The 22,906-nt window shown below is 60.4% G+C and carries 23 protein-coding genes; 4 read left to right on the top strand and 19 right to left on the bottom strand.

What is annotated here, in order from left to right; all coding sequences use genetic code 11:
• Positions 1-132 precede the first annotated feature (132 nt).
• Positions 133-900: a sulfite exporter TauE/SafE family protein gene (locus HBO19_RS21795; protein WP_170058295.1), complete on the bottom strand. Its 768-nt coding sequence runs from the start codon at positions 898-900 to the stop codon at positions 133-135.
• Positions 901-999: 99 nt separating this feature from the next.
• Here HBO19_RS21795 and HBO19_RS21790 point away from each other — a divergent pair, with 99 nt between their 5' ends.
• The 4 genes from HBO19_RS21790 (at position 1,000) to leuA (ending at position 6,187) form a co-directional block, all read left to right on the top strand.
• Positions 1,000-1,890, top strand: a complete 891-nt coding sequence (locus tag HBO19_RS21790) for a LysR family transcriptional regulator (RefSeq protein WP_170058294.1) — start codon at positions 1,000-1,002, stop codon at positions 1,888-1,890.
• Between the two features lie 30 nt (positions 1,891-1,920).
• Entirely contained in the window at positions 1,921-3,300 is a 1,380-nt protein-coding gene (gene xseA, locus HBO19_RS21785) for an exodeoxyribonuclease VII large subunit (RefSeq protein ID WP_169956692.1), read from the top strand.
• 3 nt (positions 3,301-3,303) lie between these two features.
• Complete coding sequence (locus tag HBO19_RS21780) at positions 3,304-4,125, top strand: M23 family metallopeptidase (RefSeq protein ID WP_170042968.1); 822 nt, start codon at positions 3,304-3,306, stop codon at positions 4,123-4,125.
• Positions 4,126-4,507: 382 nt separating this feature from the next.
• Positions 4,508-6,187: a 2-isopropylmalate synthase gene (leuA, locus tag HBO19_RS21775; protein ID WP_169956696.1), complete on the top strand. Its 1,680-nt coding sequence runs from the start codon at positions 4,508-4,510 to the stop codon at positions 6,185-6,187.
• Between the two features lie 174 nt (positions 6,188-6,361).
• Here leuA and HBO19_RS21770 read toward each other — a convergent pair whose 3' ends face one another.
• The 18 genes from HBO19_RS21770 to HBO19_RS21685 all read right to left on the bottom strand — a co-directional run bounded on the left by HBO19_RS21770 (position 6,362) and on the right by HBO19_RS21685 (position 22,877).
• Positions 6,362-7,153, bottom strand: a complete 792-nt coding sequence (locus tag HBO19_RS21770) for an amidohydrolase (protein WP_170058293.1) — start codon at positions 7,151-7,153, stop codon at positions 6,362-6,364.
• Positions 7,141-8,289 carry a pyridoxal phosphate-dependent aminotransferase gene (locus HBO19_RS21765; RefSeq protein WP_170058292.1) on the bottom strand — a complete coding sequence of 383 codons (1,149 nt, stop codon included), beginning with the start codon at positions 8,287-8,289 and terminating at the stop codon, positions 7,141-7,143. The genes HBO19_RS21770 and HBO19_RS21765 overlap by 13 nt, the downstream gene beginning before the upstream one ends.
• 220 nt (positions 8,290-8,509) lie before the next feature.
• Entirely contained in the window at positions 8,510-9,979 is a 1,470-nt protein-coding gene (gene der, locus HBO19_RS21760; RefSeq protein ID WP_057437955.1) for a ribosome biogenesis GTPase Der, read from the bottom strand.
• Positions 9,980-10,113: 134 nt separating this feature from the next.
• Positions 10,114-11,265 carry an outer membrane protein assembly factor BamB gene (gene bamB / locus HBO19_RS21755; RefSeq protein WP_032858293.1) on the bottom strand — a complete coding sequence of 384 codons (1,152 nt, stop codon included), beginning with the start codon at positions 11,263-11,265 and terminating at the stop codon, positions 10,114-10,116.
• On the bottom strand, positions 11,258-11,899 hold the full coding sequence (locus tag HBO19_RS21750; protein WP_057437951.1) for a tetratricopeptide repeat protein: 642 nt from the start codon (positions 11,897-11,899) through the stop codon (positions 11,258-11,260). The genes bamB and HBO19_RS21750 overlap by 8 nt, the downstream gene beginning before the upstream one ends.
• A 41-nt stretch (positions 11,900-11,940) precedes the next feature.
• Positions 11,941-13,230 (bottom strand): histidine--tRNA ligase, encoded by a 1,290-nt coding sequence (gene hisS / locus HBO19_RS21745; RefSeq protein ID WP_099169878.1) that lies wholly within the window; start codon positions 13,228-13,230, stop codon positions 11,941-11,943.
• Positions 13,231-13,253: 23 nt separating this feature from the next.
• Complete coding sequence (gene ispG / locus HBO19_RS21740) at positions 13,254-14,363, bottom strand: flavodoxin-dependent (E)-4-hydroxy-3-methylbut-2-enyl-diphosphate synthase (protein WP_057437947.1); 1,110 nt, start codon at positions 14,361-14,363, stop codon at positions 13,254-13,256.
• A gap of 2 nt (positions 14,364-14,365) precedes the next feature.
• On the bottom strand, positions 14,366-15,355 hold the full coding sequence (locus tag HBO19_RS21735; RefSeq protein WP_169956317.1) for a RodZ family helix-turn-helix domain-containing protein: 990 nt from the start codon (positions 15,353-15,355) through the stop codon (positions 14,366-14,368).
• Positions 15,355-16,113, bottom strand: coding sequence for a type IV pilus biogenesis/stability protein PilW (gene pilW, locus HBO19_RS21730; RefSeq protein WP_170058291.1), 759 nt, complete (start codon positions 16,111-16,113; stop codon positions 15,355-15,357). The genes HBO19_RS21735 and pilW overlap by 1 nt, the downstream gene beginning before the upstream one ends.
• A gap of 12 nt (positions 16,114-16,125) precedes the next feature.
• Positions 16,126-17,274 carry a 23S rRNA (adenine(2503)-C(2))-methyltransferase RlmN gene (gene rlmN, locus HBO19_RS21725; RefSeq protein ID WP_169956313.1) on the bottom strand — a complete coding sequence of 383 codons (1,149 nt, stop codon included), beginning with the start codon at positions 17,272-17,274 and terminating at the stop codon, positions 16,126-16,128.
• 29 nt (positions 17,275-17,303) lie between these two features.
• Positions 17,304-17,729 (bottom strand): nucleoside-diphosphate kinase, encoded by a 426-nt coding sequence (ndk, locus tag HBO19_RS21720; protein WP_017846179.1) that lies wholly within the window; start codon positions 17,727-17,729, stop codon positions 17,304-17,306.
• Positions 17,730-17,820: 91 nt separating this feature from the next.
• Positions 17,821-18,021 (bottom strand): Fe-S cluster assembly protein IscX, encoded by a 201-nt coding sequence (iscX, locus tag HBO19_RS21715; RefSeq protein WP_057437937.1) that lies wholly within the window; start codon positions 18,019-18,021, stop codon positions 17,821-17,823.
• 14 nt (positions 18,022-18,035) lie between these two features.
• Positions 18,036-18,377 (bottom strand): ISC system 2Fe-2S type ferredoxin, encoded by a 342-nt coding sequence (gene fdx, locus HBO19_RS21710; protein WP_016977666.1) that lies wholly within the window; start codon positions 18,375-18,377, stop codon positions 18,036-18,038.
• A gap of 3 nt (positions 18,378-18,380) precedes the next feature.
• On the bottom strand, positions 18,381-20,243 hold the full coding sequence (gene hscA / locus HBO19_RS21705) for a Fe-S protein assembly chaperone HscA (protein ID WP_170042972.1): 1,863 nt from the start codon (positions 20,241-20,243) through the stop codon (positions 18,381-18,383).
• A 51-nt stretch (positions 20,244-20,294) separates the two neighbouring features.
• Positions 20,295-20,816, bottom strand: a complete 522-nt coding sequence (gene hscB / locus HBO19_RS21700; protein ID WP_169956309.1) for a co-chaperone HscB — start codon at positions 20,814-20,816, stop codon at positions 20,295-20,297.
• 8 nt (positions 20,817-20,824) lie between these two features.
• Entirely contained in the window at positions 20,825-21,148 is a 324-nt protein-coding gene (iscA, locus tag HBO19_RS21695) for an iron-sulfur cluster assembly protein IscA (protein ID WP_010565230.1), read from the bottom strand.
• A 28-nt stretch (positions 21,149-21,176) separates the two neighbouring features.
• Complete coding sequence (gene iscU / locus HBO19_RS21690) at positions 21,177-21,563, bottom strand: Fe-S cluster assembly scaffold IscU (RefSeq protein WP_028617851.1); 387 nt, start codon at positions 21,561-21,563, stop codon at positions 21,177-21,179.
• Between the two features lie 99 nt (positions 21,564-21,662).
• Positions 21,663-22,877: an IscS subfamily cysteine desulfurase gene (locus tag HBO19_RS21685; protein WP_169956307.1), complete on the bottom strand. Its 1,215-nt coding sequence runs from the start codon at positions 22,875-22,877 to the stop codon at positions 21,663-21,665.
• Positions 22,878-22,906 lie beyond the last annotated feature (29 nt).

The following is a 22,906-nucleotide window of genomic DNA, read 5'->3' as shown; positions in this document are numbered from 1 at the left end:
TGACGCCTTCGCGAGCAAGCCCGCTCCCATATTCGACTGCATTTCTCCTGTAGGAATGCAGTCGAATATGGGAGCGGGCTTGCTCGCGAAGAGGCCCTGAAGGCTGGCAGCTTAATCTCTGCCCCACACAGGTCAAGTACTCAAATACCGTCCAATCAAGGCAATGCCACTGGCCAGTACCAGCCACGTCACCAACCGCACAAACGCCTCGCGGGACATGCGCAGGGTCAATCGCCGCCCCGCCCACAGCCCCAGCGCCATCGCCGGCAGCAGGCACACGGCCAACATCAGCAGCGGCAACTCGGCATACACCCCGGCGATCAAAAACAGGCTCAGGCGTACCACCGTGCTCGCGCTGATCAACGCACTTTGGGTCGCTCGTGCCCCGTCCTTGGGCAGGCGGCTGTTCAGATAGATCGCATATAAAAAGCCGCCACTGCCAAACAAGGCACCAAACAGTCCGCCCACCACGCCCATCGGCACCGACCAGCCGGCAGCCAGGGCTGTGGGCTTGGCCCTTACCGTCAGGCTGTAGATGGCATAGGCGCTGATAAACAGGCCCATCAACAGCAGGAGCAGATCCGAATGCAGGTTGAGCAAGAAGATCACGCCGAGGGTGCAGCCAATCGCCATGCACGGCAGTAAGCGCAACAGCTCCGGCTTGACCACATCCCGCCGCGATTGCAGCAGGTTGCCAAAGGCCGCGACGAAATCCAGCAGCACCAGCAGCGGGATGATCTTCGACAGCGGCATAAACATAATCAGGATCGGCCCGGCCACCAGCGCCGTGCCAAAGCCGGCGATGCCAAACACGATATAAGCCAGGGCAATCCCCAGGCCGATTACCAGCCAGTCCACCGCCCCGAACGACCACTGCCCCATCAATTCAACCAGGCTCATGCAATATTCCTTGTCAGCGATGGCCCTCACTTTAGCCAAGCCGGTGAGTTGCGACTAATATCTTCCAGGCCCTCCACCCATCTCGAAAAGGCATGACTCGTGATTTCCACCCGGCAACTGCGTTACTTCGTTGAAATCGCCGAGAGCGGCAGCTTCAGCGCCGCCGCCGAGCGCCTGTTTGTCGCGCAATCGGCCCTCAGCCGGCAGATCAAGGAGCTGGAAATTATCCTGCACACCCCGCTGTTCGAACGCACTGCCCGCCAACCCAGGCTGACCGCCGCCGGCGAGGCGTTTTATCCACGGGCGCGCAACCTGCTGGGCGAGTTGCACAAGGCCAGTGAGCTGGCGACCCAGGTTGGCCACGGCCAGCTCGGCACCCTGCGCCTGAGCCACTCCAGCACGGTGCCGATGAGTGGACGTGTACTGCGCGGGATCAGCGCCTGGCTGGAACAGGGCCCCGGGGTGTCGCTGGATATCGTCAAACTGTCCTCTGAAGCGCAGTTGGAAGACATTGCCGAGGGTCGCCTGGAGGTCGGCCTGCTGCGCCTGCCGGTGCTGCGCCAGCGCGAGGGGGTACGCATCCTGCCTTTATATAAGGAGCCGCTACTGCTGGCAGTCCCGCCAGGCCATCCGTTGGCCCGGCATTCCTCGGCCATTGAGCTGGCGCAGTTACAGGACCAAGCCTTTATCTCGATCCCCCATCCGCAACGCGGCGGCCTGAGTTACCTGTCAGCCGAGTTGTGCATGCGCGCCGGATTTTTCCCCAAGGCGGCGCGGGTGATGTCGCGCAAGACCACCCAATTGCAACTGATCCAGGCGGGGTTTGGCATTGCCCTGCTGCCCGAGTCGATGCGCGATATCGCCCCGGCCAACATTCACTTCCTGCCCCTGGCCGACCCCGATTGCCACAGCACCGTGGCCCTGGCCTGTGCGCAGGCGCCGAGCGCGCTGGTTGCGCAGTTCTGTCAAACACTGGGCGAATGCCTATAAACTGCCGCCCATGACTAAAGATCGCCTCTCATGATTAAAGACCCGTTTGCCCGCCTGGGCCTGGACCGCGAAGTCCTGACTGTCAGCCAGCTCAACGGCCGCGCGCGGGTGTTGCTGGAGGACGTGTTCACCAATATCTGGGTCGAGGGCGAGATCTCCAACCTCGCCCGCCCGGCCTCCGGCCATGTGTATTTCACCCTCAAGGACAGTGGCGCGCAGGTGCGTTGTGCACTGTTTCGCAATAACGCTGCGCGGGTGCGCCAGGCGTTGAAGGATGGCCTGGCGGTCAAGGTGCGCGGCAAGGTCTCGCTGTTCGAGGGGCGTGGCGACTATCAGTTGATTCTCGACACTGTGGAGCCGGCCGGTGATGGTGCGCTGCGCCTGGCCTTCGATGCACTGAAGGAAAAACTCAGCGCCGAAGGCTTGTTCAGCGCCGAGCGCAAAGTGCCACTGCCGGCCCACCCGCGGCGCATCGGCATTATCAGCTCACCTACGGGCGCGGTGATTCGCGACATCATCAGTGTGTTCGGCCGCCGTGCGCCGAACGTGCAACTGACCCTGATCCCCACCGCCGTGCAGGGCCGCGAGGCCGTGGCGCAGATTGTCCGCGCCCTCAAGTTGGCCGATGCCCGTGGTTTTGATGCACTGATCCTGGCCCGTGGTGGTGGCTCGCTGGAAGACCTCTGGTGCTTCAACGAAGAAGCCGTGGCGCGGGCCATCGATGCCTGTGTCACGCCTATCGTCAGTGCCGTGGGTCATGAGACCGATGTGTCCATCAGCGACTTCGTGGCCGACGTACGCGCGCCCACGCCGTCGGCGGCTGCTGAGCTGCTGGCGCCGGATGCGAGCAACCTGGTGCGTCAGGTCGAAAGCCTGCATCGCCGGCTGGTGATGCTGATGCGCAATCGCCTGACCCACGACCGCCTGCGCCTGGAAGGCATGGCCCGGCGCCTGCGCCACCCCGGTGAGCGCCTGCGCCAGCAGGCCCAGCGCCTGGATGATCTGGATATGCGCCTGCGCCGCGCGTTCGAGCGCAGCCTCAATACCCGCCGCGAACGCCTGATCCGCCTGGAAACCCGCCTGGCCGGCCAGCATCCGGGGCGGCAACTGGCCCTGCTGCGCCAAAGGCTGGACAGCCTCGCCGAACGCCTGCCCCGGGCCATGCGCGAAGGCCTCAAGGCGCGCCGCCTGCAACTGCAAAGCCAGGTGCAGACGTTGCAGGTGGTCAGCCCGCTGGCGACCTTGGGCCGTGGCTACAGCATCCTGCTGGACGAGCGCGGCCAGGCCATTCGCAATGCCGCACAAACCCACACCGGCCAGCGCCTGACCGCGCGTCTCGGTGAAGGCCAATTGCAAGTGCGGGTGGAAGACAACCACCTGACACCCGTCACCCTTTCATTACTGGATTGATTGATGCCTCGTCTATTTAGCCTGTTGATGTTGCTGTGCCTGACCTTCAATGCCCACGCCGACAGCTACATCACCCGTACCCTGAACAAGCCGGTGCCTGGCGGTGTGGCCGTGGTCGACCTGGGCCCTGGAGCCGCCGCGCCGAAAGCCACTTACCAAGGCAAACCGGTGCTGGTGGTCAAGGAGCAGGACAACTGGCTGGCGATTGTCGGCATCCCGTTGACGGTCAAGCCCGGTAACGAGCGGATCAGCAGTGGCGGGCGCACCCTGCCGTTTATCGTTGGTTTCAAGAAGTATCCGGAACAGCGCATCACCCTGAAGAATAAAAGCCAGGTCAACCCTGAGCCGGCGCAACTCAAGCGCATCGAGGGCGAGTTGGCGGTGCAGCTCAAGGCTTACCGCAGCTTCAGCCCGAACCTGCCGAGCAACCTGGTGCTGGACAAGCCGGTGAATGGTCCGCTGTCGAGCAGGTTCGGCGTGCGCCGCTTCTTCAACGGTGAAGAGCGCAACCCGCACTCGGGCCTGGACTTCGCGGTGCCTGCCGGCACGCCGATCAAGACGCCGGCCAATGGCAAGGTGATCCTGGTGGGTAATTACTTCTTCAACGGCAACACGGTGTTCGTCGACCACGGCCAGGGCTTTATCAGCATGTTCTGCCATATGTCGAAGATTGACGTGAAGGTGGGCCAGCAATTGGTGCGAGGGGCGGTGGTCGGCAAGGTCGGGGCGACGGGCCGGGCGACCGGGCCGCATATGCATTGGAACATCAGCTTGAATGATGCGCGGGTGGATCCGGCGATCTTTATTGGCGCGTTCCAACCTTGATGTGATCGTTGAGCTTACTGGCGCCATCGCGGGCTTGCATGCGAGGGCGCCCGATCAGTCGCCACTGATTGCGCATCTGGAAACCCCAACGCAAATAGAACAAAGCCTCCCGACTTTTCCCACAATAAAATCTCGTTTCCTACAGCAATAGCAGAACTTCTCTCAATTTTTTCCGACTGCTTGCCATCTTTCACCCCGGCGGTTAGGGTTGAGCTTATGAAAACCTCTCACACCCTCATTCAGCTCCGCCAGCACCGCAGCCTGTGCCTCGTAAGCGCACGACTGCCAGGCTGAATCGATCTGCCTCGTCCCCGATTTGCATCCCTAATAAACGCTTTCTGGCAGGCCGCCTCTTCTCGGCCCTACAACAAGGATTCTTCTGATGAGCATGCTCAAAGACCCGTCTTCGAAATACCGCGCGTTCCCGACCATTGATATCCCGGACCGCACCTGGCCATCCAAGACCATCACCACCGCGCCGATCTGGTGCAGCTCCGACTTGCGCGACGGTAACCAGTCGCTGATCGAGCCCATGGATGCGGTGAAAAAACTGCGTTTCTGGAAAACCCTGGTCGCGGTGGGCGTGAAAGAGATCGAAGCCTCGTTCCCGGCCGCGTCGCAAACCGACTTCGACTTCGTGCGCACCCTGATCGAAGACAACCACATCCCCGAGGACACCACCATCCAGGTGCTGACCCAGGGCCGTGAAGACTTGATCGCCCGTACCTTCGAATCCCTGCGCGGTGCCAAGAAAGCCATCGTGCACTTGTACAACGCCACTTCGCCGTCGTTCCGCCGTATCGTGTTCAACCAGGACAAGGATGGGATCAAGGCCATCGCAGTCGACGCAGCCAAGCTGTTCGTCAAGTACGCTGCCCAGCAGCCGGAAACCCAGTGGACCTTCGAGTACTCCCCGGAGACCTTCAGCGCTACTGAACTGGAATTCGCCAAGGAAGTGTGTGACGCGGTGATCGAGGTGTGGAACCCGACGCCCGAGCACAAGATGATCCTCAACCTGCCGGCCACCGTGGAATGCGCCACGCCGAATATCTATGCCGACCAGATCGAGTGGTTCGGTCGCCATATCAACCGTCGTGACAGCGTGATCATCAGCCTGCACACCCACAACGACCGTGGCACCGGTGTTGCAGCGACCGAACTGGGCCTGATGGCCGGCGCCGATCGTGTCGAAGGCTGCCTGTTTGGCAACGGCGAGCGTACCGGTAACGTCGACCTCGTCACCGTGGCGTTGAACCTCTACACCCAGGGCGTGAACCCTGAGCTGGACTTCTCCGACATCGACGGCGTGCGCAAAGTGGTCGAGGAATGCAACCAGATCCCGGTCCACCCGCGTCACCCGTATGTTGGCGACCTGGTCCACACCGCATTCTCCGGCTCGCACCAGGACGCGATCCGCAAGGGCTTCGCCCAGCAGAAACCGGACACCTTGTGGGAAGTACCGTACTTGCCAATCGACCCGGCCGACATTGGCCGCAGCTACGAGGCAGTGATCCGCGTCAACAGCCAGTCGGGCAAGGGCGGCATCGCCTACTTGCTGGAGCAGGAATACGGCATCAGCTTGCCACGCCGCATGCAGATCGAGTTCAGCCAGGTGGTACAGGCCGAGACCGATCGCGTGGGCCTGGAAATGACCGCCGCGCAGATCCACGCATTGTTGCAGCGTGAATACCTGCAGGCCAACACCCCGTACGCGTTGGTCAGCCACCGCTTGCAGGAAGAGAACGGCAACAGCTCGGTAGAAGTTGAAGTGTCCGGCAAAGGTCAGGGCGAAACCAACCTGCGCTGGCACGGCAAGGGCAATGGCGCGCTGGAAGCGCTGGTGGCCGGCCTGCCGATTGGGGTCGAGATCATGGACTACAACGAGCACGCGATTGGCGCGGGTACTAACGCCAAGGCTGCCGCTTACATTGAACTGCGCGTGAACGGCGAGCGTCCGGTGCACGGTGTGGGGATTGATGAAAACATCACCACGGCCAGCTTCAAGGCAGTGTTCAGCGCGCTGAACCGTTCGTTGAGCCAGCTGGAAGCGAAAGCGGCGTAACTGCCTGCTGGAATGCAAAAGGCCCCTGGGTGAGAACCCAGGGGCCTTTTTTATTTGTGGTTGTGGTGGTGCTGATGGCCTTATCGCGGGCAAGCCCGCTCCCACATTTGCAATGCAGTACCCTGTGGGAGCGGGCTTGCCCGCGATAGCTACCTCACTGGCAACGGGCTCCTGTCAGACAAACTGAAAGCTATCGGCATCCAGATTCGCCGGAAACCGCGTGCGGTACTCCGCCAATTGCGCCGCCTCCAGGCACACCTGGAACACCCCGTCCGCCTCCCCCGCGCTCAGCAGGCTTTCACCCTGGAAGTCCAGGACCTGGCTGTCCCCGGTGTAGGCAAAACCCTTGCCATCCGTCCCCACCCGATTCACCGCCGCCACATAGCATAGGTTTTCGATGGCCCGGGCCGGCAACAGGCGGTTCCAGTGCTGGCGCCGCGCCCCCGGCCAGTTGGCGGTGTACAGCAGCAGGTCGGTGTCCTGGGCGTCCCGGCTCCACACCGGGAAGCGCAGGTCATAGCAGATCAGCGGGCGTATCCGCCAACCCTTGAGCTCGAACTGCACCTGACGCTCGCCAGGCGTGTAGTGATTGTGCTCGCCGGCCATGCGAAACAGGTGGCGCTTATCGTAGTGCAACACCTCACCGTCAGGCCGTGCCCACAATAGGCGGTTACGGTGGCTGCCATCAGCGGCCTGGATGATCACACTGCCGGTAATCACCGCGTCGTGCTTATGTGCCTGAGCCTTGAGCCATTCATGGGTCGGGCCGTTTTCGGCTTCGGCTAGCAGTTGGGATTCCATGGAAAAGCCGGTGGTGAACATTTCTGGCAGCACGATCAGGTCGGCGCCCGCGGCCTGCTCCAGCAGCAGCTCGAAATGCTCCAGGTTGGCCTGGCGGTCATGCCAGGCCAGGGTGGTCTGTACCAGGGCGATATTCAGGTCGGGTAAAGCACTTAGATCACGCATAGTTTCTCGGCTGCTTGGCGCAGCGTCTCCTCGCGTTTGGCAAAGCACAGGCGCACCAGGCGCTGGCCTTGGGGTGGGTTCTGGTAGAACACCGAGACCGGAATTGTCGCCACGCCATGCTCGCGGGTCATCCACAGCGACATGGCCACGTCATCCAGGTCCGGGCGAATCTGTGAGTAATCCACCAGTTGAAAGTAAGTACCGGCCACCCGCGTAAAACTGAAACGCGAGGGGGCCAGCAGATCGCAGAACAGGTCGCGCTTGGCCTGGTAAAAGGCTGGCAGTTCCTCGACATGTTCCGGGTGCTCGGCCATAAAGTCGGCCAGGGCGAACTGCAACGGCGTCACACCGCAGAAGCTGACGTATTGATGTACCTTGCGCAGCTCGGCGCTCAAGGCCGCTGGGGCCACCACGTAGCCGGTCTTCCAGCCGGTGACGTGGTAGGTCTTGCCAAAGGAGCTGACCACGAACGCGCGCTGATACAGCTCTTCGTGGGCCAGGACGCTGACGTGGGGCACGCCATCGAAAACCAGGTGTTCGTAGACTTCATCGCTGACTAGGTAGATATCGCGGTCGCGGATCAGCTCGGCCAATTGGTCCAGCTCGGCGCGGCTGATCAGGGCGCCGCTGGGGTTGTGCGGGGTGTTGAGGATGATCATCCGCGTACGCGACGACAGCGCCGCCTCGATCTGCTCGAAATCCAGGCTGAAGTCCGTCAGCCCCAACTGCACATGCACGCAACGCCCACCGGCCAGCTCCACCGCAGGTTCGTAGCTGTCGTAGCACGGGTCGAAGACAATCACTTCATCACCGCTGCGGATCACCGCCTGGATCGCACAGAAGATCGCCTGGGTGGCGCCGGGGGTGATGGTCACTTCGCTGTCGGGACTGACCTGCACGCCATAGCTGCGGGCGATCTTGGCCGCCACTTGCTGGCGCAGGGCCGGTAGGCCGGTCATTGGCGCGTATTGGTTATGGCCGCTGGCAACGTGTTTGCCCACCGCGTCGAGCAAGGCCTGGGGGCCATTGAAGTCGGGAAATCCCTGGGACAGGTTCAACGCGCCGGTTTCGGCAGCGAGTTGCGACATGGTGGTGAAAATGGTGGTGCCGACATTTGGCAGCTTGCTGGTGATCATTCGGTGGGCCCCTGGCGGTGAGTTACAAGTTGTAAGCTGCAAGCGCCGAAGGGTCAATCGTGAGGCACAAAAAAGGGCTCGTTCAGAGCCCCTTCTTGGGTAACGCCTAACTTACATAAGAGCTGGCTTGCCTGGGTTGGCGGTGGGTCAGTCAGCACATCGGTGTCTGACCTGTCGCTATCGCGGGCAAGCCCGCTCCCACACAAGCCTGCTCCCAGAGCTAGCGGCGATCTTTACGCTTTTTGTCAGCCTTCTTGTTGTGGCTCATCAAGCGACGTTTCTTGTTCACTTGGCGGTCAGTCAGGCTGTTCTTGTTGCCTTCGTACGGGTTTTCACCACCTTTGAACTCGATGCGGATCGGTGTACCGACCAGCTTCAGGACACGGCGGTAGGTGTTTTCCAGGTAACGCACGTAGGACTTGGGCACCTTCTCGATCTGGTTACCGTGGATCACGATAATCGGCGGGTTGGCACCACCCAAGTGGGCGTAACGCAGCTTGATCCGACGGTTGTTGACCATCGGTGGCGCGTGTTCGCCCACGGCGTCTTCGAGGATCTGGGTCAGGCGGTTGGTCGGCCAGCGGGTGACCGCCGACTTGAACGAGTTCTGTACCGACGCGTAGAGGTTGCCCACGCCAGTGCCGTGCAGCGCCGAGATAAAGTGGATATCGGCGAAGTCGACGAAGAACAACCGACGTTGCAGCTCGACCTTGACGAAGTCGCGCTCGCTCGGGGTCATGCCGTCCCATTTGTTGATCGCGATCACCAATGCCCGACCGGCCTCCAGGGCAAAGCCCAGCAGGTTGAGGTCGTGGTCGACCACGCCTTCGCGGGCGTCCATGACGAAGATCACCACGTTGGCGTCTTTGATCGCCTGCAGGGTTTTGACCACCGAGAACTTTTCAACTTCCTCGTGGATCTTGCCGCGCTTGCGCACACCGGCGGTGTCGATCAGCGTGTACTTCTCGTCGTTACGCTCGAACGGGATGTAGATACTGTCGCGGGTGGTGCCGGGCTGGTCATAGACGATTACCCGGTCTTCACCGAGCATGCGGTTGACCAGGGTCGACTTGCCCACGTTGGGGCGGCCGATGATGGCGATCTTGATCCCGTCTTTTTCACTCGGGCCAGGAATGCGCTTGGCTTCCTCGCCTTCGGCGACGATCTCTTCTTCACCTTCAACTTCTTCGGCGTCATCCTTGGGGAAGTCGCGCAGGGCGATTTCCAACATCTGGGTGATGCCGCGACCGTGGGCTCCGGCGACAGGAATCGCGTCACCCAGGCCCATCGGGCTGAATTCGGCACGGGCCGCCTCAGGATCGATGTTGTCGATCTTGTTGGCGATCAAATAGGAGCGCTTGTTACGCTTGCGCAAGTGCTCGCCGATCATTTGGTCGGCAGCGGTGTAGCCCGCGCGGGCGTCCACCAGGAACAACACGACATCGGCTTCTTCAATGGCCAGCAGCGACTGCTCGGCCATCTTTTCGTCCATGCCATGCTCGTCACCGGAGATACCACCGGTGTCGACAATAATGTAGGAGCGCCCTTGCCACTTTGCCTCACCGTATTGGCGATCACGGGTCAGACCGGACAAGTCGCCGACGATGGCGTCGCGAGTCCTGGTCAGGCGGTTGAACAAGGTGGACTTGCCGACGTTAGGTCGGCCCACCAGGGCGATTACGGGAACCATGCGGCTCTCCACTGCGTTATTTCAGAAAATACAAAAGCCGCTGCAAGGCAGCGGCTGGTGCTCGGGGCAACACCCGAAGGTGCCGCATGCCCTGCCGAAGCAGGGCCGCCTGGGGGTTACCCCAAGCATAGTTCTTACTTGATGGTCAGGGCTTCCAGCTTGCCGCTGTTACCAAACACATAAAGCATGTTGCCTACTACCAGCGGACGCGCACGCAGGCCGTCGCTGTCGATACGCTCACGGCCGACAAAGCGGCCATCCACCTGGCTCAGCAGGTGCAGGTAACCTTCCAGGTCGCCTACCGCTACATAGCTGGAGAATACTTCCGGAGCCGACAGTTGACGGCGAGCCAACGAGTCGTTGCTCCACAGGGCTGTGGTGGAACGTTCGTCGACGCTTTCAACGGTACCGGATGCCAGGCTCACGTAGACGCTGCCAAACCCTTGGGCGACACCGGCGTAGCTGGAAGCATCACGCTGCCAGAGGACACGACCGCTTTGCAGGTCCAGCGCCGCAACACGGCCCTGGTAAGTGGCGACGTACAGGGTTTCGCCCGACAGCAGCAAGCCGCCGTCGATGTCCACGACACGGTCCAGCTCGGAGCGACCTTGCGGAATGGCGACCCGCGATTCCCAGGCCGGCACGCCGTTCTGGGTATCCAGGGCGACCACTTTACCGGTCGAAAGACCTGCCAGCGCCAGGTTATTGGTCACAACCGGACCACTGGTACCGCGCAACGTCAACACCGCAGGGGTGCTGTCATACAGCCAGCGCTGCTCACCGGTGTTGGCGTCGAGGCCGATGACACGGTCATCCTGGGTCTGCACCACGACGATGTCGCCGTTGGTGGCAGGCGGTGCGAGGACTTCACTGGTCACGCGAGCGCGCCATTTCTCTTCACCGTTGCTCGAATCCAGGGCCACGACTTCGCCTTTCAGCGTGCCGATCATCACCATGCCGTAACCCACGCCGACGGCGCCGGAAACCGGGAGCTCGAGGTCTTTCTTCCACTTGACGTCGCCGTTCATGCGATCCATGGAGATCACCACGCCCGTCACGTCAGCGGCCACAATGTTGTCACCGTCGATTGCCGGTACCAGCATGTTGTAGGTGTCGCCCTGGCCGTCACCGATGGAGCGGCTCCACTGCTTTTGCAGGACCACTTCTTCCTTGAAGCTGGTCAGCTCGGCCGGAGGCAGTTCTTTTTTGCTGTTGCTGCTGCAACCCGCGGCCAAAACGGCCAGAGCCAGCAATGCTGCATGTTTCCAACGGATCACGTCACGCATCCCCTTTGGCCAAGTCGTCCAGCTTGATTTGTAAGCCACCGACCGCTGCTTCATCAGACAGCGCAGCCTTGGCTTTTTGGTACGCAGCATTGGCTTCGTCGGTACGACCCAATTGGACCAGCAGGTCGCCCTTGAGCTCTTCGCGAGTGGCTACAAATGCCTTGTCAGCATCGCCGTCGAGCAGTTTCAGTGCTTCGTCGGCTTTGTTCTGTGCGGCCAGGACCTGGGCCAGGCGCTGACGTGCGATTTCACCCAGGGTCGGGTTGCTCGGTTTGTCGGCGATGGCTTTGAGCTCGGAGGCTGCATCATCCAGCTTACCGGTATCGACCGCGACTTTCGCGACGAACAGGCTGCCGTATTGGGCGTAGGTGCTACCACCAAATTCGTTTTTCAGCTTGCCGGCCAGGTCCGCCACTTGGGCAGGATCAGGCTTGCCAGTGGGCGTCAGCGTGGTTTCCAGCAGTTGCTGATAGAGCATCGAGGCGCCTTGCGACTGATTGCCCTGATACTTCTGGAACGCCTGCCAACCGAACACCACCACCAGCGCCAGCAGGCCGCCAGTTACCAAGGGTTTGCCGTTACGCTGCCACCAGTCTTTGAACTCGGCCAGCTGATCATCTTCAGTACTCGACACCCCAATACTCCTTAATCGCTAAATTCGGCTGTTTGACAGCTTCAACCCTGCACGATGCAGGTGGCCAAGTGCGCGGCAAGCGCATCAAAGGCAATGCTTTGTTGTTCGCCCTGGCCACGCAGGGGTTTGACACTTACCACTTGCTGGGCCAGTTCATCGTCGCCCAGGATCAGCGCGTACAACGCGCCGCTCTTGTCGGCTTTCTTAAATTGGCTCTTGAAACTGCCAGCGCCGGCATTGACCAGCAGGCGCAGGCTCGGCAGTTGGTCGCGCAGCTGCTCGCTCAAGGCCAGGCCAGCCAATTCAGCTGCCTCGCCAAAAGCACACAGGTACACGTCCACCTGACGGGAAATTTCTTCAGGGATCTGCTCCAGGGTTTCCAGCAGCAGGATCAGCCGCTCGATGCCCATGGCAAAACCCACGCCCGTGGTCGGCTTGCCGCCCATCTGCTCGACCAGGCCGTCGTAGCGCCCACCGGCACACACGGTGCCCTGGGCGCCGAGCTTGTCGGTGACCCACTCGAACACGGTCTTGCTGTAGTAATCGAGGCCGCGCACCAACTTGGGGTTGATCACGTAGGGAATACCGGCCGCATCCAGGCGAGCCTTGAGGCCCTCGAAGTGGGTGCGGGATTCGTCATCCAGGTAGTCGGCCATTTTCGGCGCGTCGACCAGCACGGCCTGGGTGTCGGCGTTCTTGGTATCGAGGACGCGCAACGGGTTGGTCTTCAGGCGACGCTGGCTGTCTTCATCGAGCTTGTCCAGGTGGGCCGACAGGTACTCGACCAGGGCTTCACGGTAACGGCCACGGGACTCGCTGGTGCCCAGGCTGTTGAGCTCGAGCTTGACCGCGTCGCGGATGCCCAATTGGCCCCACAGGCGCCAGGTCAGCACGATCAACTCGGCGTCGATGTCCGGACCATCGAGGTTGAAGACTTCGCAACCGATCTGGTGGAATTGGCGATAACGGCCTTTTTGTGGGCGCTCGTGGCGGAACATCGGGCCGATGTACCACAGCTTCTGGGTCTGGCCACCACCGGTGATGCCATGCTCAAGCACAGCGCGCACGCACGCAGCGGTACCTTCCGGACGCAGGGTCAGGGAGTCGCCGTTGCGATCTTCGAAGGTGTACATCTCTTTTTCGACGATGTCGGTCACTTCACCGATGGAGCGTTTGAACAGCTCGGTGAACTCGACGATTGGCATGCGGATCTGCTTGTAACCGTAGTTATCCAGCAGGCGCGCGACCGTGCTCTCGAAATAGCGCCACAGGGGCGTCTGCTCGGGCAGGATGTCGTTCATGCCACGAATGGCTTGCAGAGACTTGCTCACATCAAATCCTTAAATTCGTTCGATCAGCCGCGAGCGATAAGCGCTGCGTCAGAGGCGACCTTCTCGGCCGCTTTCTCGCGGATCAGCCGTTCCAACTGATCCACCAGATTATCATTCGTCAATTTCTGCGACGGCTTGCCATCGATGTAAATCAGGTTCGGGGTACCGCCGGTCAGGCCCACATGCGCCTCCTTGGCCTCACCCGGCCCGTTGACCACGCAACCGATCACCGCGACATCCAGCGGCACCAGCAGGTCTTCCAGGCGTACTTCCAACTCGTTCATGGTTTTCACCACGTCGAAGTTCTGCCGCGAGCAACTCGGGCAGGCAATAAAATTGATGCCACGGGAGCGTAAATGCAGGGATTTGAGAATGTCGTAGCCGACTTTCACTTCCTCTACCGGGTCCGCCGCCAGGGAGATGCGAATGGTATCGCCAATCCCGTCGGCCAGCAGCATACCGAGACCCACCGCAGATTTCACTGTGCCTGAACGCAAACCACCGGCTTCGGTGATGCCCAGGTGCAACGGCTGCACGATTTCCTTGGCCAGCAGGCGGTAGGCTTCTACCGCCATGAACACGTCGGAAGCCTTTACGCTGACCTTGAAGTCCTGGAAATTCAGGCGCTCAAGGTGCTCAACGTGGCGCAGTGCAGACTCGACCAGGGCTGCCGGGGTAGGCTCGCCATATTTTTTTTGCAGGTCTTTTTCCAGGGAACCGGCGTTGACGCCGATACGGATCGGGATCCCGCGATCACGGGCCGCATCGACCACGGCACGCACGCGGTCTTCGCGACCGATGTTGCCCGGGTTGATCCGTAGGCAGTCGACACCCAGTTCGGCCACGCGCAACGCGATCTTGTAGTCGAAGTGGATATCGGCGACCAGTGGCACCTTGACCAATTGCTTGATGCGGCCAAACGCCTCGGCAGCGTCCATATCCGGCACGGAAACCCGCACGATATCGACGCCGGCGGCTTCCAAGCGGTTGATCTGGGCCACTGTGGCAGCCACATCATTGGTGTCGCTGTTGGTCATGCTCTGTACGGCGATGGGGGCATCGCCACCCACCGGCACCGAGCCGACCCAGATCTTGCGCGATACGCGACGTTTGATTGGAGATTCGCCGTGCATGACTATTGTCCCAACTTCAGGCGAGCGGTCTCGCCACTGGTGAACGGCGCCACGTCCACAGGCTGGCCGTTGTAGGCCACTTGCGCGCCACGGGCGAAGCCCAGACGCAGCGTCAAAGGAGGCTTGCCGACCTGATCAAGCGTATCTCCCTTACGCTTCAAAGCACTGAACAGGACCTTGCCATTGCCATCGGTGACTTGTGTCCAGCAGTCAGCGACGTAGGTAATCTGAAGACGGCCATCGCCCGCCACGCTGGCAGGCGCCTGGGCGGCAGGTGCGGCGACCGTTGGTGCGACGGGTGCGACCGGTGCCGGCACAACGGGGGCCTGGGCCGCAGTGGCCGGAACCTGACTTGCGGGCGCGGCTGGGGCCGCTGCAACGACGGCCGGGGCCGACTCGGTGCCGGCTTCGGCAGGCGGTTGGCCTGCTTGCAGGTCAAGATTGGTTTCAGCCGTGGCCTCGCCCTGGGCGACAGCCTGGTCTTCCGGCTCGTCCAGGGGGTGAATCTGGGTGGTGCCGTCGGCGCTTTCGACTTCGACGTGCTCCATAGCGTTGCTGATCAAGTCCTTGCTGCGCAGCGAGGTCTGGTCCTGCCACCAGACAAAACCACCACCGATCACCGCAATCAGCAACAACAGGCTGACAATTCGCAAAATCGTGTGGGAAACACGCACGGGCTCTTCAATACGACCAAGACCGTGTACGTTGCTGCCCTGGGAATCGGTACCGGTGAATTGGTCGAATTGCTGGACCAGGATGGCCTGATCGGTGCCCAGCAGCTTGGCGTAGGCACGGATATAACCGCGGGCGAAGGTATGCCCGGGCAGTTTGTCGAACGCGCCGTTTTCCAGGTTGCCCAGGGAAGTGGTGGTCAAATTGAGCTTGAGGGCCACTTCTTCGAGCGACCAACCATTGCTTTCGCGGGCCTGACGCAAGGTCTCGCCTGGGTTTACGCGATTAGCGGCTACAACTTCCGGGTGCGCGGCTTTCATCATTGCTCCGACAGGTATTGCTGATATTCCGGCGTACCGGGATAGAGTCGTTCTAGTTGCTGGCCAAAACGTGCGGCCTTGTCGCGTTCTTCATGAACTGTGGCCAGGCGCACACCAAGCAATAGACTACGTGCATTTTGCCCACTGAGCAGGCTAAAACGCTCGTAATAGTCACGTGCCGGCACATAATGCCTGTCTTCAAACGACAACTGGGCCATTTCAAGCAAGGCCCGTGGCTGGCGCTGGTTCAGGTGCAGGGCTTTTTCCAGTTGCCGGCGGGCGTCTTCACGTTGGCCAAGGCGCATGGAGGTCACTCCCAGGTTTTCGAAAACCCGCGAACGCTCAGGATATAGGGTATCAGTAGCTGCTTGCTGGAAATAACCGGCCGCGTGCTTATAACGCTCCTGCTGAAACAGGAAGCTGCCGTAGTTGTTAAGCAGGCGCGGATCATGGGGGCGAACCGCCAGGGCCTTCTGGAAATACTGGTCGGCCAGCTCGGGCTCGGCCTGGGCCTGGAACACCAGCGCTAGCGCAGCATTGGCGTCGGCATTCTGATTATCGAGGGCCAGGGCCTTTTGCAGCGGAACCTTGGCCTGCTCGCTCAAGCCCTGGCGCAAGTAACCCAACCCCAGCTGCACATAGGCAGCACGCGCTTCGTCGCGGCCCTTGCCAGTTTGCAGCGGGCTGTCAGAGCCCGATGAAACACAGCCAACCGAGAGGCTGGCAATAAGCAAAAGCAGCGCAAGGCGCAGGGGCATAGAGTTCCTCTCTCAGGTTCGTGTCGCGGCGTTCTGCGCCAGATCGCTGTCGGCGCTCAACTCGCGCACGGCGATATAACGCTCGCTACGACGGGTGCGATCCAGCACCTGTCCTACCAATTGACCACAGGCGGCGTCGATGTCTTCACCACGGGTGGTGCGCACAGTGACGTTGTAGCCTGCCTGGTGCAGTTGATCCTGGAAACGACGAATGGCGTTGTTGCTCGGCCGCTCGTAGCCAGAATGGGGAAACGGGTTGAACGGAATCAGGTTGATCTTGCACGGGGTGTTCTTAAGCAGTTCGATCATCTCGACCGCGTGTTCGACCTTGTCGTTGATGTCCTTGAGCATGGTGTACTCAATAGTCAGCACGCGCTTCTCGCCCAAGGTCGCCATATAACGCTGGCAAGATTCGAGCAGCATCTTAAGCGGATACTTCTTGTTGATCGGCACCAATTGGTTACGCAATGCGTCATTGGGCGCATGCAGCGACAACGCCAGGGAGACGTCGATGTGCTTGGCCAACTCATCGATCATCGGGACCACGCCGGAGGTCGACAGGGTCACACGGCGCTTGGAAATGCCGTAGCCCAGGTCGTCCATCATCAGATGCATGGCCGCAATCACGTTGTCGAAGTTCAGCAGCGGCTCACCCATGCCCATCATCACCACGTTGGTGATGGCACGGTCGACGGTTGCCGGTACGCTGCCAAAGGATTTGTTGGCAATCCACACCTGGCCGATGACTTCGGCGGCGGTGAGGTTGCTATTGAAGCCTTGCTTGCCGGTGGAGCAGAAACTGCAGTCCAGGGCACAGCCTGCCTGGGACGAAACGCACAAGGTGCCGCGTTTGCCCTGGGGAATGTAGACGGTCTCGACGCAACTGCCGGACGCCACGCGCACCACCCACTTACGGGTGCCATCGCTGGAGATGTCCTCGCTGACAACCTCGGGACCACGAACCTCGGCAATCGCCTTGAGCTTGTCGCGCAGGGCCTTGCTGACGTTCGTCATGGCGTCGAAATCGTCGACGCCAAAGTGGTGAATCCACTTCATTACCTGACCGGCACGGAAACGCTTCTCCCCGATTGAGTCGAAGAATTTTTCCATTTCCTGTTGAGTCAGACCCAGCAGGTTGGTTTTTACAGTCGATGTAGTCATGGATTCACCTTCACTCTTTAAGCCAATGCTTAGCGAGTGGTTACTTCAGTAGCTGCGAAGAAGTACGAAATTTCGCGAGCAGCAGCGGCTTCGGAGTCCGAACCGTGTACAGCGTTGGCGTCGATGGAGTCAGCGAAGTCAGCACGGATGGTGCCGGCAGCAGCTTCTTTAGGGTTGGTAGCGCCCATCAGCTCACGGTTCAGAGCGATAGCGTTTTCGCCTTCCAGAACCTGTACAACAACAGGACCGGAGATCATGAAGGCAACCAGGTCGCCGAAGAAGCCACGAGCGCTGTGCTCAGCGTAGAAGCCTTCAGCTTCAGCCTTGGACAGTTGCTTGAGTTTCGAAGCTACAACCTTCAGGCCGGCTTTTTCGAAACGAGTGGTGATCTCGCCGATGACGTTTTTTGCAACAGCGTCAGGCTTGATGATGGAGAAAGTACGTTGAACAGCCATGGTGTAACTCCAGAAACGGTAATTTGCGAAAAATTAAACCCGCGAATTATACGCGGGTTCTTGGGTATTGCCTAACTGCGTGAGGGAGGCTTCAGTCCTGTTCTTCTTTCCAGGCAGTCTGGATAGCTTCAAGAACCTTTTCACCGCCGCGATCCCGCTCGTCTTCGAACCCTGGCAAGGCCATGACCATGTCACGCAAAGCTACAAAGTTCACGGAATAGGGATCCGTATCCGGATGGCCATCGGCCAGCAGAATAGCGATCTCTTGCACATCAACCCATTTAAGACTCATGACACTTCCTTGAATCAATGCGGCGCTTCGGCCGCATGGTTGAGCGAATACTTCGGAATTTCGACGGTAAGGTCTTCTGTTCCCACCTTGGCCTGACAGCTCAGACGCGACGTCGGTTCCAGGCCCCACGCCCTATCAAGATAGTCCTCTTCCAGCTCATCGGCCTCTTCAAGGCTATTGAAACCTTCGCGGATAATGCAGTGACACGTGGTACAGGCGTTAACGCCACCACAAGCACTCTCGATCTCGATGTGGTTGTCGTGGGCAACTTCGAGAATGGACTTGCCGGTCTCAGCCTCCACGACCATACCGTCCGGGCAATGCTCGGCGTGTGGCAGAAAAATGACCTGCGGCATCAGTTATTCCTCGATTTCATTCAGGTTGCGTCCCGCCAGGGCGGCTTTCACCGTCTGGTTCATACGACGGGCGGCAAAGGCATCGGTTACTTGTGAAAGGCGCTTGGTCTGTTGTTCGATGGCATAGCCATCGGTGCCTTTCATCAATTGGGCCAGCTCCTGCATCTGCAGGTCGATGACCAGGCGTTCTTCAGCATCCAGCAGGCGCTCACCGTCCGCCTCAAGCGCGCCCTGCACCGCTTCAAGCAGACGCTGGGCATCGACTTGCTGCTCACGCAACACACGGGCGACCTTATCGTCACCGGCATACTGGAACGAATCCTTGAGCATCTTGGCGATTTCGCCGTCAGTCAGGCCGTAGGACGGCTTGACCTGAATGCTGGCCTCAACGCCCGAACCCAGTTCGCGTGCAGCTACGCTGAGCAGGCCGTCGGCGTCGACCTGGAAGGTCACGCGGATCTTCGCCGCACCCGCGACCATGGCCGGGATGCCGCGCAATTCAAAACGCGCCAGGGAGCGGCAGTCGCTGATCAGCTCGCGCTCGCCCTGCAGCACATGGATCATCATGGCCGTCTGGCCATCTTTGTAAGTAGTGAAGTCCTGGGCGCGGGCGACGGGAATGGTGGTGTTGCGCGGAATCACCTTCTCCATCAGGCCACCCATGGTTTCCAGGCCCAGGGACAACGGAATCACGTCGAGCAGCAACAATTCGCCACCGTCACGCTTGTTGCCAGCCAGGGTATCGGCCTGGATCGCAGCCCCAATGGCCACCACTTGATCCGGATCGATTTCGGTCAACGGCTGGCGGCCAAAGGCTTCAGCCACCGCTTCGCGAACCCGAGGCACACGAGTCGAGCCGCCAACCATGACCACCGCACCCACTTCTTCCAGCTCAATGCCGGAATCACGTACCGCACGACGACAGGCTTTCAGGCTGCGGGCAACCATTGGCTCGATCAGCGCATCGAAGGCGTCACGGGTCAGTTGGGCCGACCAGGAGCCGTAGGAAACTTCAACAGATGCGGCGTCGGTCAGGGCTTCCTTGGCGGCGCAGGCGGTTTGCAGCAGATTGCGCTGGGCGCCAGGATCCAAGTCGGCGGACAAGCCGGCGCTGGTGATAATCCAACCGGCGATGGCGTGGTCAAAGTCATCACCGCCCAGGGCACTGTCGCCACCGGTAGCCAGCACTTCAAACACACCGCCGGTCAGGCGCAGGATCGAAATATCAAAGGTGCCGCCGCCCAGGTCGTAAATCGCAACCAGGCCTTCAGCGTGCTGGTCCAGGCCGTATGCCACGGCGGCCGCAGTCGGCTCGTTGAGCAGGCGCAACACATTGAGGCCAGCGAGTTTCGCTGCATCCTTGGTGGCTTGGCGCTGAGCATCGTCGAAATAGGCAGGAACAGTGATTACCGCGCCAACCAATTCACCGCCCAAGGTGGTTTCTGCACGCTGGCGCAGCACCTTGAGGATATCGGCCGACACTTCCACCGGGCTTTTCGGCCCCTGGATAGTGTCGATGAACGGCATATGGGATTCGCCGCCGACAAAGCGATATGGCAGTTGGTCGCCCAATTGCTTGACGTCGGACAACCCACGACCCATCAAGCGCTTGACCGACAGCACGGTATTGAGCGGGTCGGTAGACGCCGCCAGTCGAGCGGACTCGCCCACTTCGGTGCGATCCGCGTGATAGCGCACCGCCGACGGCAGGATCACCTGGCCATCAGCATCGGGCAACGGCTCGGAGAGACCGCTGCGCAGTGCGGCGACCAGTGAATTGGTAGTACCCAAGTCGATGCCAACCGCCAGGCGACGCTGGTGCGGTTGAGGACTTTGGCCGGGTTCGGCGATCTGCAGTAGAGCCATGGTAATCAGGTCTTATCTGTCTATCAGGCGTGCAATCTGTGCAGCACTGGGTTAATCGTCGAGGCGCTCTTCTAGCTGGCGCACTTCGTAAGTGAGCTTGTCGAGGAACTGCATGCGCCGCATCAGGCGTTCGGCCTGCTCACGTTGCGCTGCATCGTCCCAACAGGCTGCGAAGCTTTCGTTGAGTGCATCCTGGGCCACTTTCAGACGCCGCTTGAAGACCGCGACGCCAGCCAGATCGGCCTCGTCCTGCAGGTCTTCGAGCTCTTCACGCCATTGCATCTGCTGCATCAGGAAATCAGGGTCATGGACCGTGACTTCCAGCGGCATTTCGCCACCACCCATGGCGAGCAGGTAACGCGCGCGCTTGGGGGGGCTTTTGAGCGTCTGATAGGCTTCGTTGAGGCTGGCTGACTGCTCCAGCGCCAGGCGCTGCTCACGCTCGGAAGCGTCGGCAAAGCGATCCGGATGCACCCCACGCGCCAATTCACGGTAGCGCGTGGCAAGCTGCTCGAGGTCCAGGCGAAAACTCGGCTGCAACTCGAATAAAGCGAAATGACAAGGAGTACCCACAAATAGCCTCAGATGTTGAAGCTTTCGCCGCAGCCACATTCACCGCGCACGTTAGGGTTGTTGAACTTGAAGCCTTCGTTCAACCCTTCCTTGACGAAATCGAGCTCGGTGCCGTCCAGGTAGGTCAGGCTTTTCGGGTCGATGATCACTTTCTCGCCGTGACTTTCGAACACCTGATCTTCCGCAACCACCTCGTCGACGAACTCCAGCACATAGGCAAGGCCGGAACAGCCTGTGGTGCGCACACCCAGACGAATCCCCTCACCTTTACCGCGCCCATCCAGGGAGCGTCGCACGTGCCGCGCAGCCGCTTCTGTCATGCTGATAGCCATCGTTGACTCCTTACTCGTCGCCAAATGCTTAGATCAAGCCTTTCTTCTGCTTGTAGTCGCGAACGGCCGCCTTGATGGCGTCCTCTGCAAGTACCGAGCAGTGAATTTTCACGGGCGGCAGGGCCAGCTCTTCAGCCAACTGGGTGTTGCTGATAGTGACAGCCTCATCCAGGGTCTTGCCTTTCATCCATTCGGTCGCCAGGGAACTGGAGGCGATGGCTGAACCGCAGCCGTAGGTCTTGAACTTGGCGTCTTCGATAACGCCAGCGTCGTTGACCTTGATCTGCAGGCGCATGACGTCGCCGCACGCCGGGGCGCCGACCATGCCGGTGCCCACATCAGGATCTTCCGCGTCCATCTTGCCGACGTTGCGCGGGTTTTCGTAGTGGTCGATGACCTTTTCGCTGTAAGCCATGGTACTGAATCCTCACTCATCAGGGCCGCTCTGGAACCCTGTAAAAACGCCTGCGTTTTCCGCCACGTTCCTACAGAGCTTGGGTGGCGGCTTCTATATTTAGTGTGCCGCCCACTCGATCTTGGAAATATCGACACCGTCTTTGTACATGTCCCACAGCGGCGACAGGGTGCGCAGCTTGGTGACCGCTTCGCAGACTTTCTGCGCTGCGTAGTCGACTTCTTCTTCGGTGGTGAAACGGCCGAACGTAAAGCGGATCGAGCTGTGTGCCAACTCGTCGTTGCGGCCCAGGGCACGCAGGACGTAGGACGGCTCGAGGGAGGCCGAGGTGCAGGCCGAACCGGACGAAACCGCCAGGTCCTTGAGCGCCATGATCAGCGACTCGCCTTCGACGTAGTTGAAGCTCAAATTCAGGTTGTGCGGTACACGGGCGGTCATGCTGCCGTTGATGTACAGCTCTTCAAGGTTCTCGACCTGCTTGTAGAAGCGATCGCTGAGGGCCTTGATGCGCACGTTTTCGCCAGCCATGTCTTCCTTGGCTACGCGGAAGGCTTCACCCATGCCGACGATCTGGTGGGTCGCCAGGGTGCCAGAACGCATGCCGCGCTCGTGACCGCCACCGTGCATGGTGGCTTCGATACGCACGCGAGGCTTGCGGCTCACGTACAGCGCACCAATGCCTTTAGGGCCGTAGGTCTTGTGGGCCGAGAACGACATCAGGTCGACTTTCAGCTTGGACAGGTCAATGTCGACCTTGCCGGTAGACTGGGCAGCATCGACATGCAGCAACACGCCTTTGGAGCGGGTCAGCTCGCCAATGGCGGCGATGTCGTTGATGGTGCCGATTTCGTTGTTCACGTGGATCACGGAAACCAGGATGGTGTCTTCACGCATCGCGGCTTCGATCATGGCCGGGGTGACGATACCGTCAGTGGTGGGCTCGAGGTAAGTCACCTCGAAACCTTCACGCTCCAGTTGGCGCATGGTGTCGAGGACAGCCTTGTGCTCAATCTTGGTGGTGATCAGGTGCTTGCCCTTGGTCGCGTAGAAATGCGCGGCGCCCTTGATTGCCAGGTTGTCGGACTCGGTGGCACCGGACGTCCAGACGATTTCACGCGGGTCGGCATTGACCAGGTCGGCGACCTGGCGACGAGCGTTTTCCACCGCCTCCTCGGCTTTCCAGCCGAAAACGTGGGAACGGGACGCCGGGTTGCCGAAGTTTCCGTCAACCAGCAGGCATTCGCTCATCTTTTGCGCGACACGCGGATCAACCGGGGTGGTCGCTGAGTAATCAAGGTAAATCGGCAATTTCATGGACTTTCTCCTAAATCAGGCTGGCTGGC

The sequence above is a fragment of the Pseudomonas sp. WS 5021 genome, assembly GCF_012985535.1.
GTDB lineage: Bacteria > Pseudomonadota > Gammaproteobacteria > Pseudomonadales > Pseudomonadaceae > Aquipseudomonas.
Note: the sequence above shows the minus strand (reverse complement) of the source record. Positions and strands in the feature narration are given on the sequence as shown.

Coding starts and splice junctions, on each gene's coding strand:
- HBO19_RS21795 (WP_170058295.1), bottom strand. CDS start 900: ATGAGCCTGGTTGAATTGATGGGGCAGTGGTCGTTCGGGGCGGTGGAC.
- xseA (WP_169956692.1), top strand. CDS start 1,921: ATGATTAAAGACCCGTTTGCCCGCCTGGGCCTGGACCGCGAAGTCCTG.
- HBO19_RS21780 (WP_170042968.1), top strand. CDS start 3,304: ATGCCTCGTCTATTTAGCCTGTTGATGTTGCTGTGCCTGACCTTCAAT.
- leuA (WP_169956696.1), top strand. CDS start 4,508: ATGAGCATGCTCAAAGACCCGTCTTCGAAATACCGCGCGTTCCCGACC.
- HBO19_RS21770 (WP_170058293.1), bottom strand. CDS start 7,153: ATGCGTGATCTAAGTGCTTTACCCGACCTGAATATCGCCCTGGTACAG.
- HBO19_RS21765 (WP_170058292.1), bottom strand. CDS start 8,289: ATGATCACCAGCAAGCTGCCAAATGTCGGCACCACCATTTTCACCACC.
- der (WP_057437955.1), bottom strand. CDS start 9,979: ATGGTTCCCGTAATCGCCCTGGTGGGCCGACCTAACGTCGGCAAGTCC.
- bamB (WP_032858293.1), bottom strand. CDS start 11,265: ATGCGTGACGTGATCCGTTGGAAACATGCAGCATTGCTGGCTCTGGCC.
- ispG (WP_057437947.1), bottom strand. CDS start 14,363: ATGCACGGCGAATCTCCAATCAAACGTCGCGTATCGCGCAAGATCTGG.
- HBO19_RS21735 (WP_169956317.1), bottom strand. CDS start 15,355: ATGAAAGCCGCGCACCCGGAAGTTGTAGCCGCTAATCGCGTAAACCCA.
- pilW (WP_170058291.1), bottom strand. CDS start 16,113: ATGCCCCTGCGCCTTGCGCTGCTTTTGCTTATTGCCAGCCTCTCGGTT.
- rlmN (WP_169956313.1), bottom strand. CDS start 17,274: ATGACTACATCGACTGTAAAAACCAACCTGCTGGGTCTGACTCAACAG.
- ndk (WP_017846179.1), bottom strand. CDS start 17,729: ATGGCTGTTCAACGTACTTTCTCCATCATCAAGCCTGACGCTGTTGCA.
- iscX (WP_057437937.1), bottom strand. CDS start 18,021: ATGAGTCTTAAATGGGTTGATGTGCAAGAGATCGCTATTCTGCTGGCC.
- fdx (WP_016977666.1), bottom strand. CDS start 18,377: ATGCCGCAGGTCATTTTTCTGCCACACGCCGAGCATTGCCCGGACGGT.
- hscA (WP_170042972.1), bottom strand. CDS start 20,243: ATGGCTCTACTGCAGATCGCCGAACCCGGCCAAAGTCCTCAACCGCAC.
- iscA (WP_010565230.1), bottom strand. CDS start 21,148: ATGGCTATCAGCATGACAGAAGCGGCTGCGCGGCACGTGCGACGCTCC.
- iscU (WP_028617851.1), bottom strand. CDS start 21,563: ATGGCTTACAGCGAAAAGGTCATCGACCACTACGAAAACCCGCGCAAC.
- HBO19_RS21685 (WP_169956307.1), bottom strand. CDS start 22,877: ATGAAATTGCCGATTTACCTTGATTACTCAGCGACCACCCCGGTTGAT.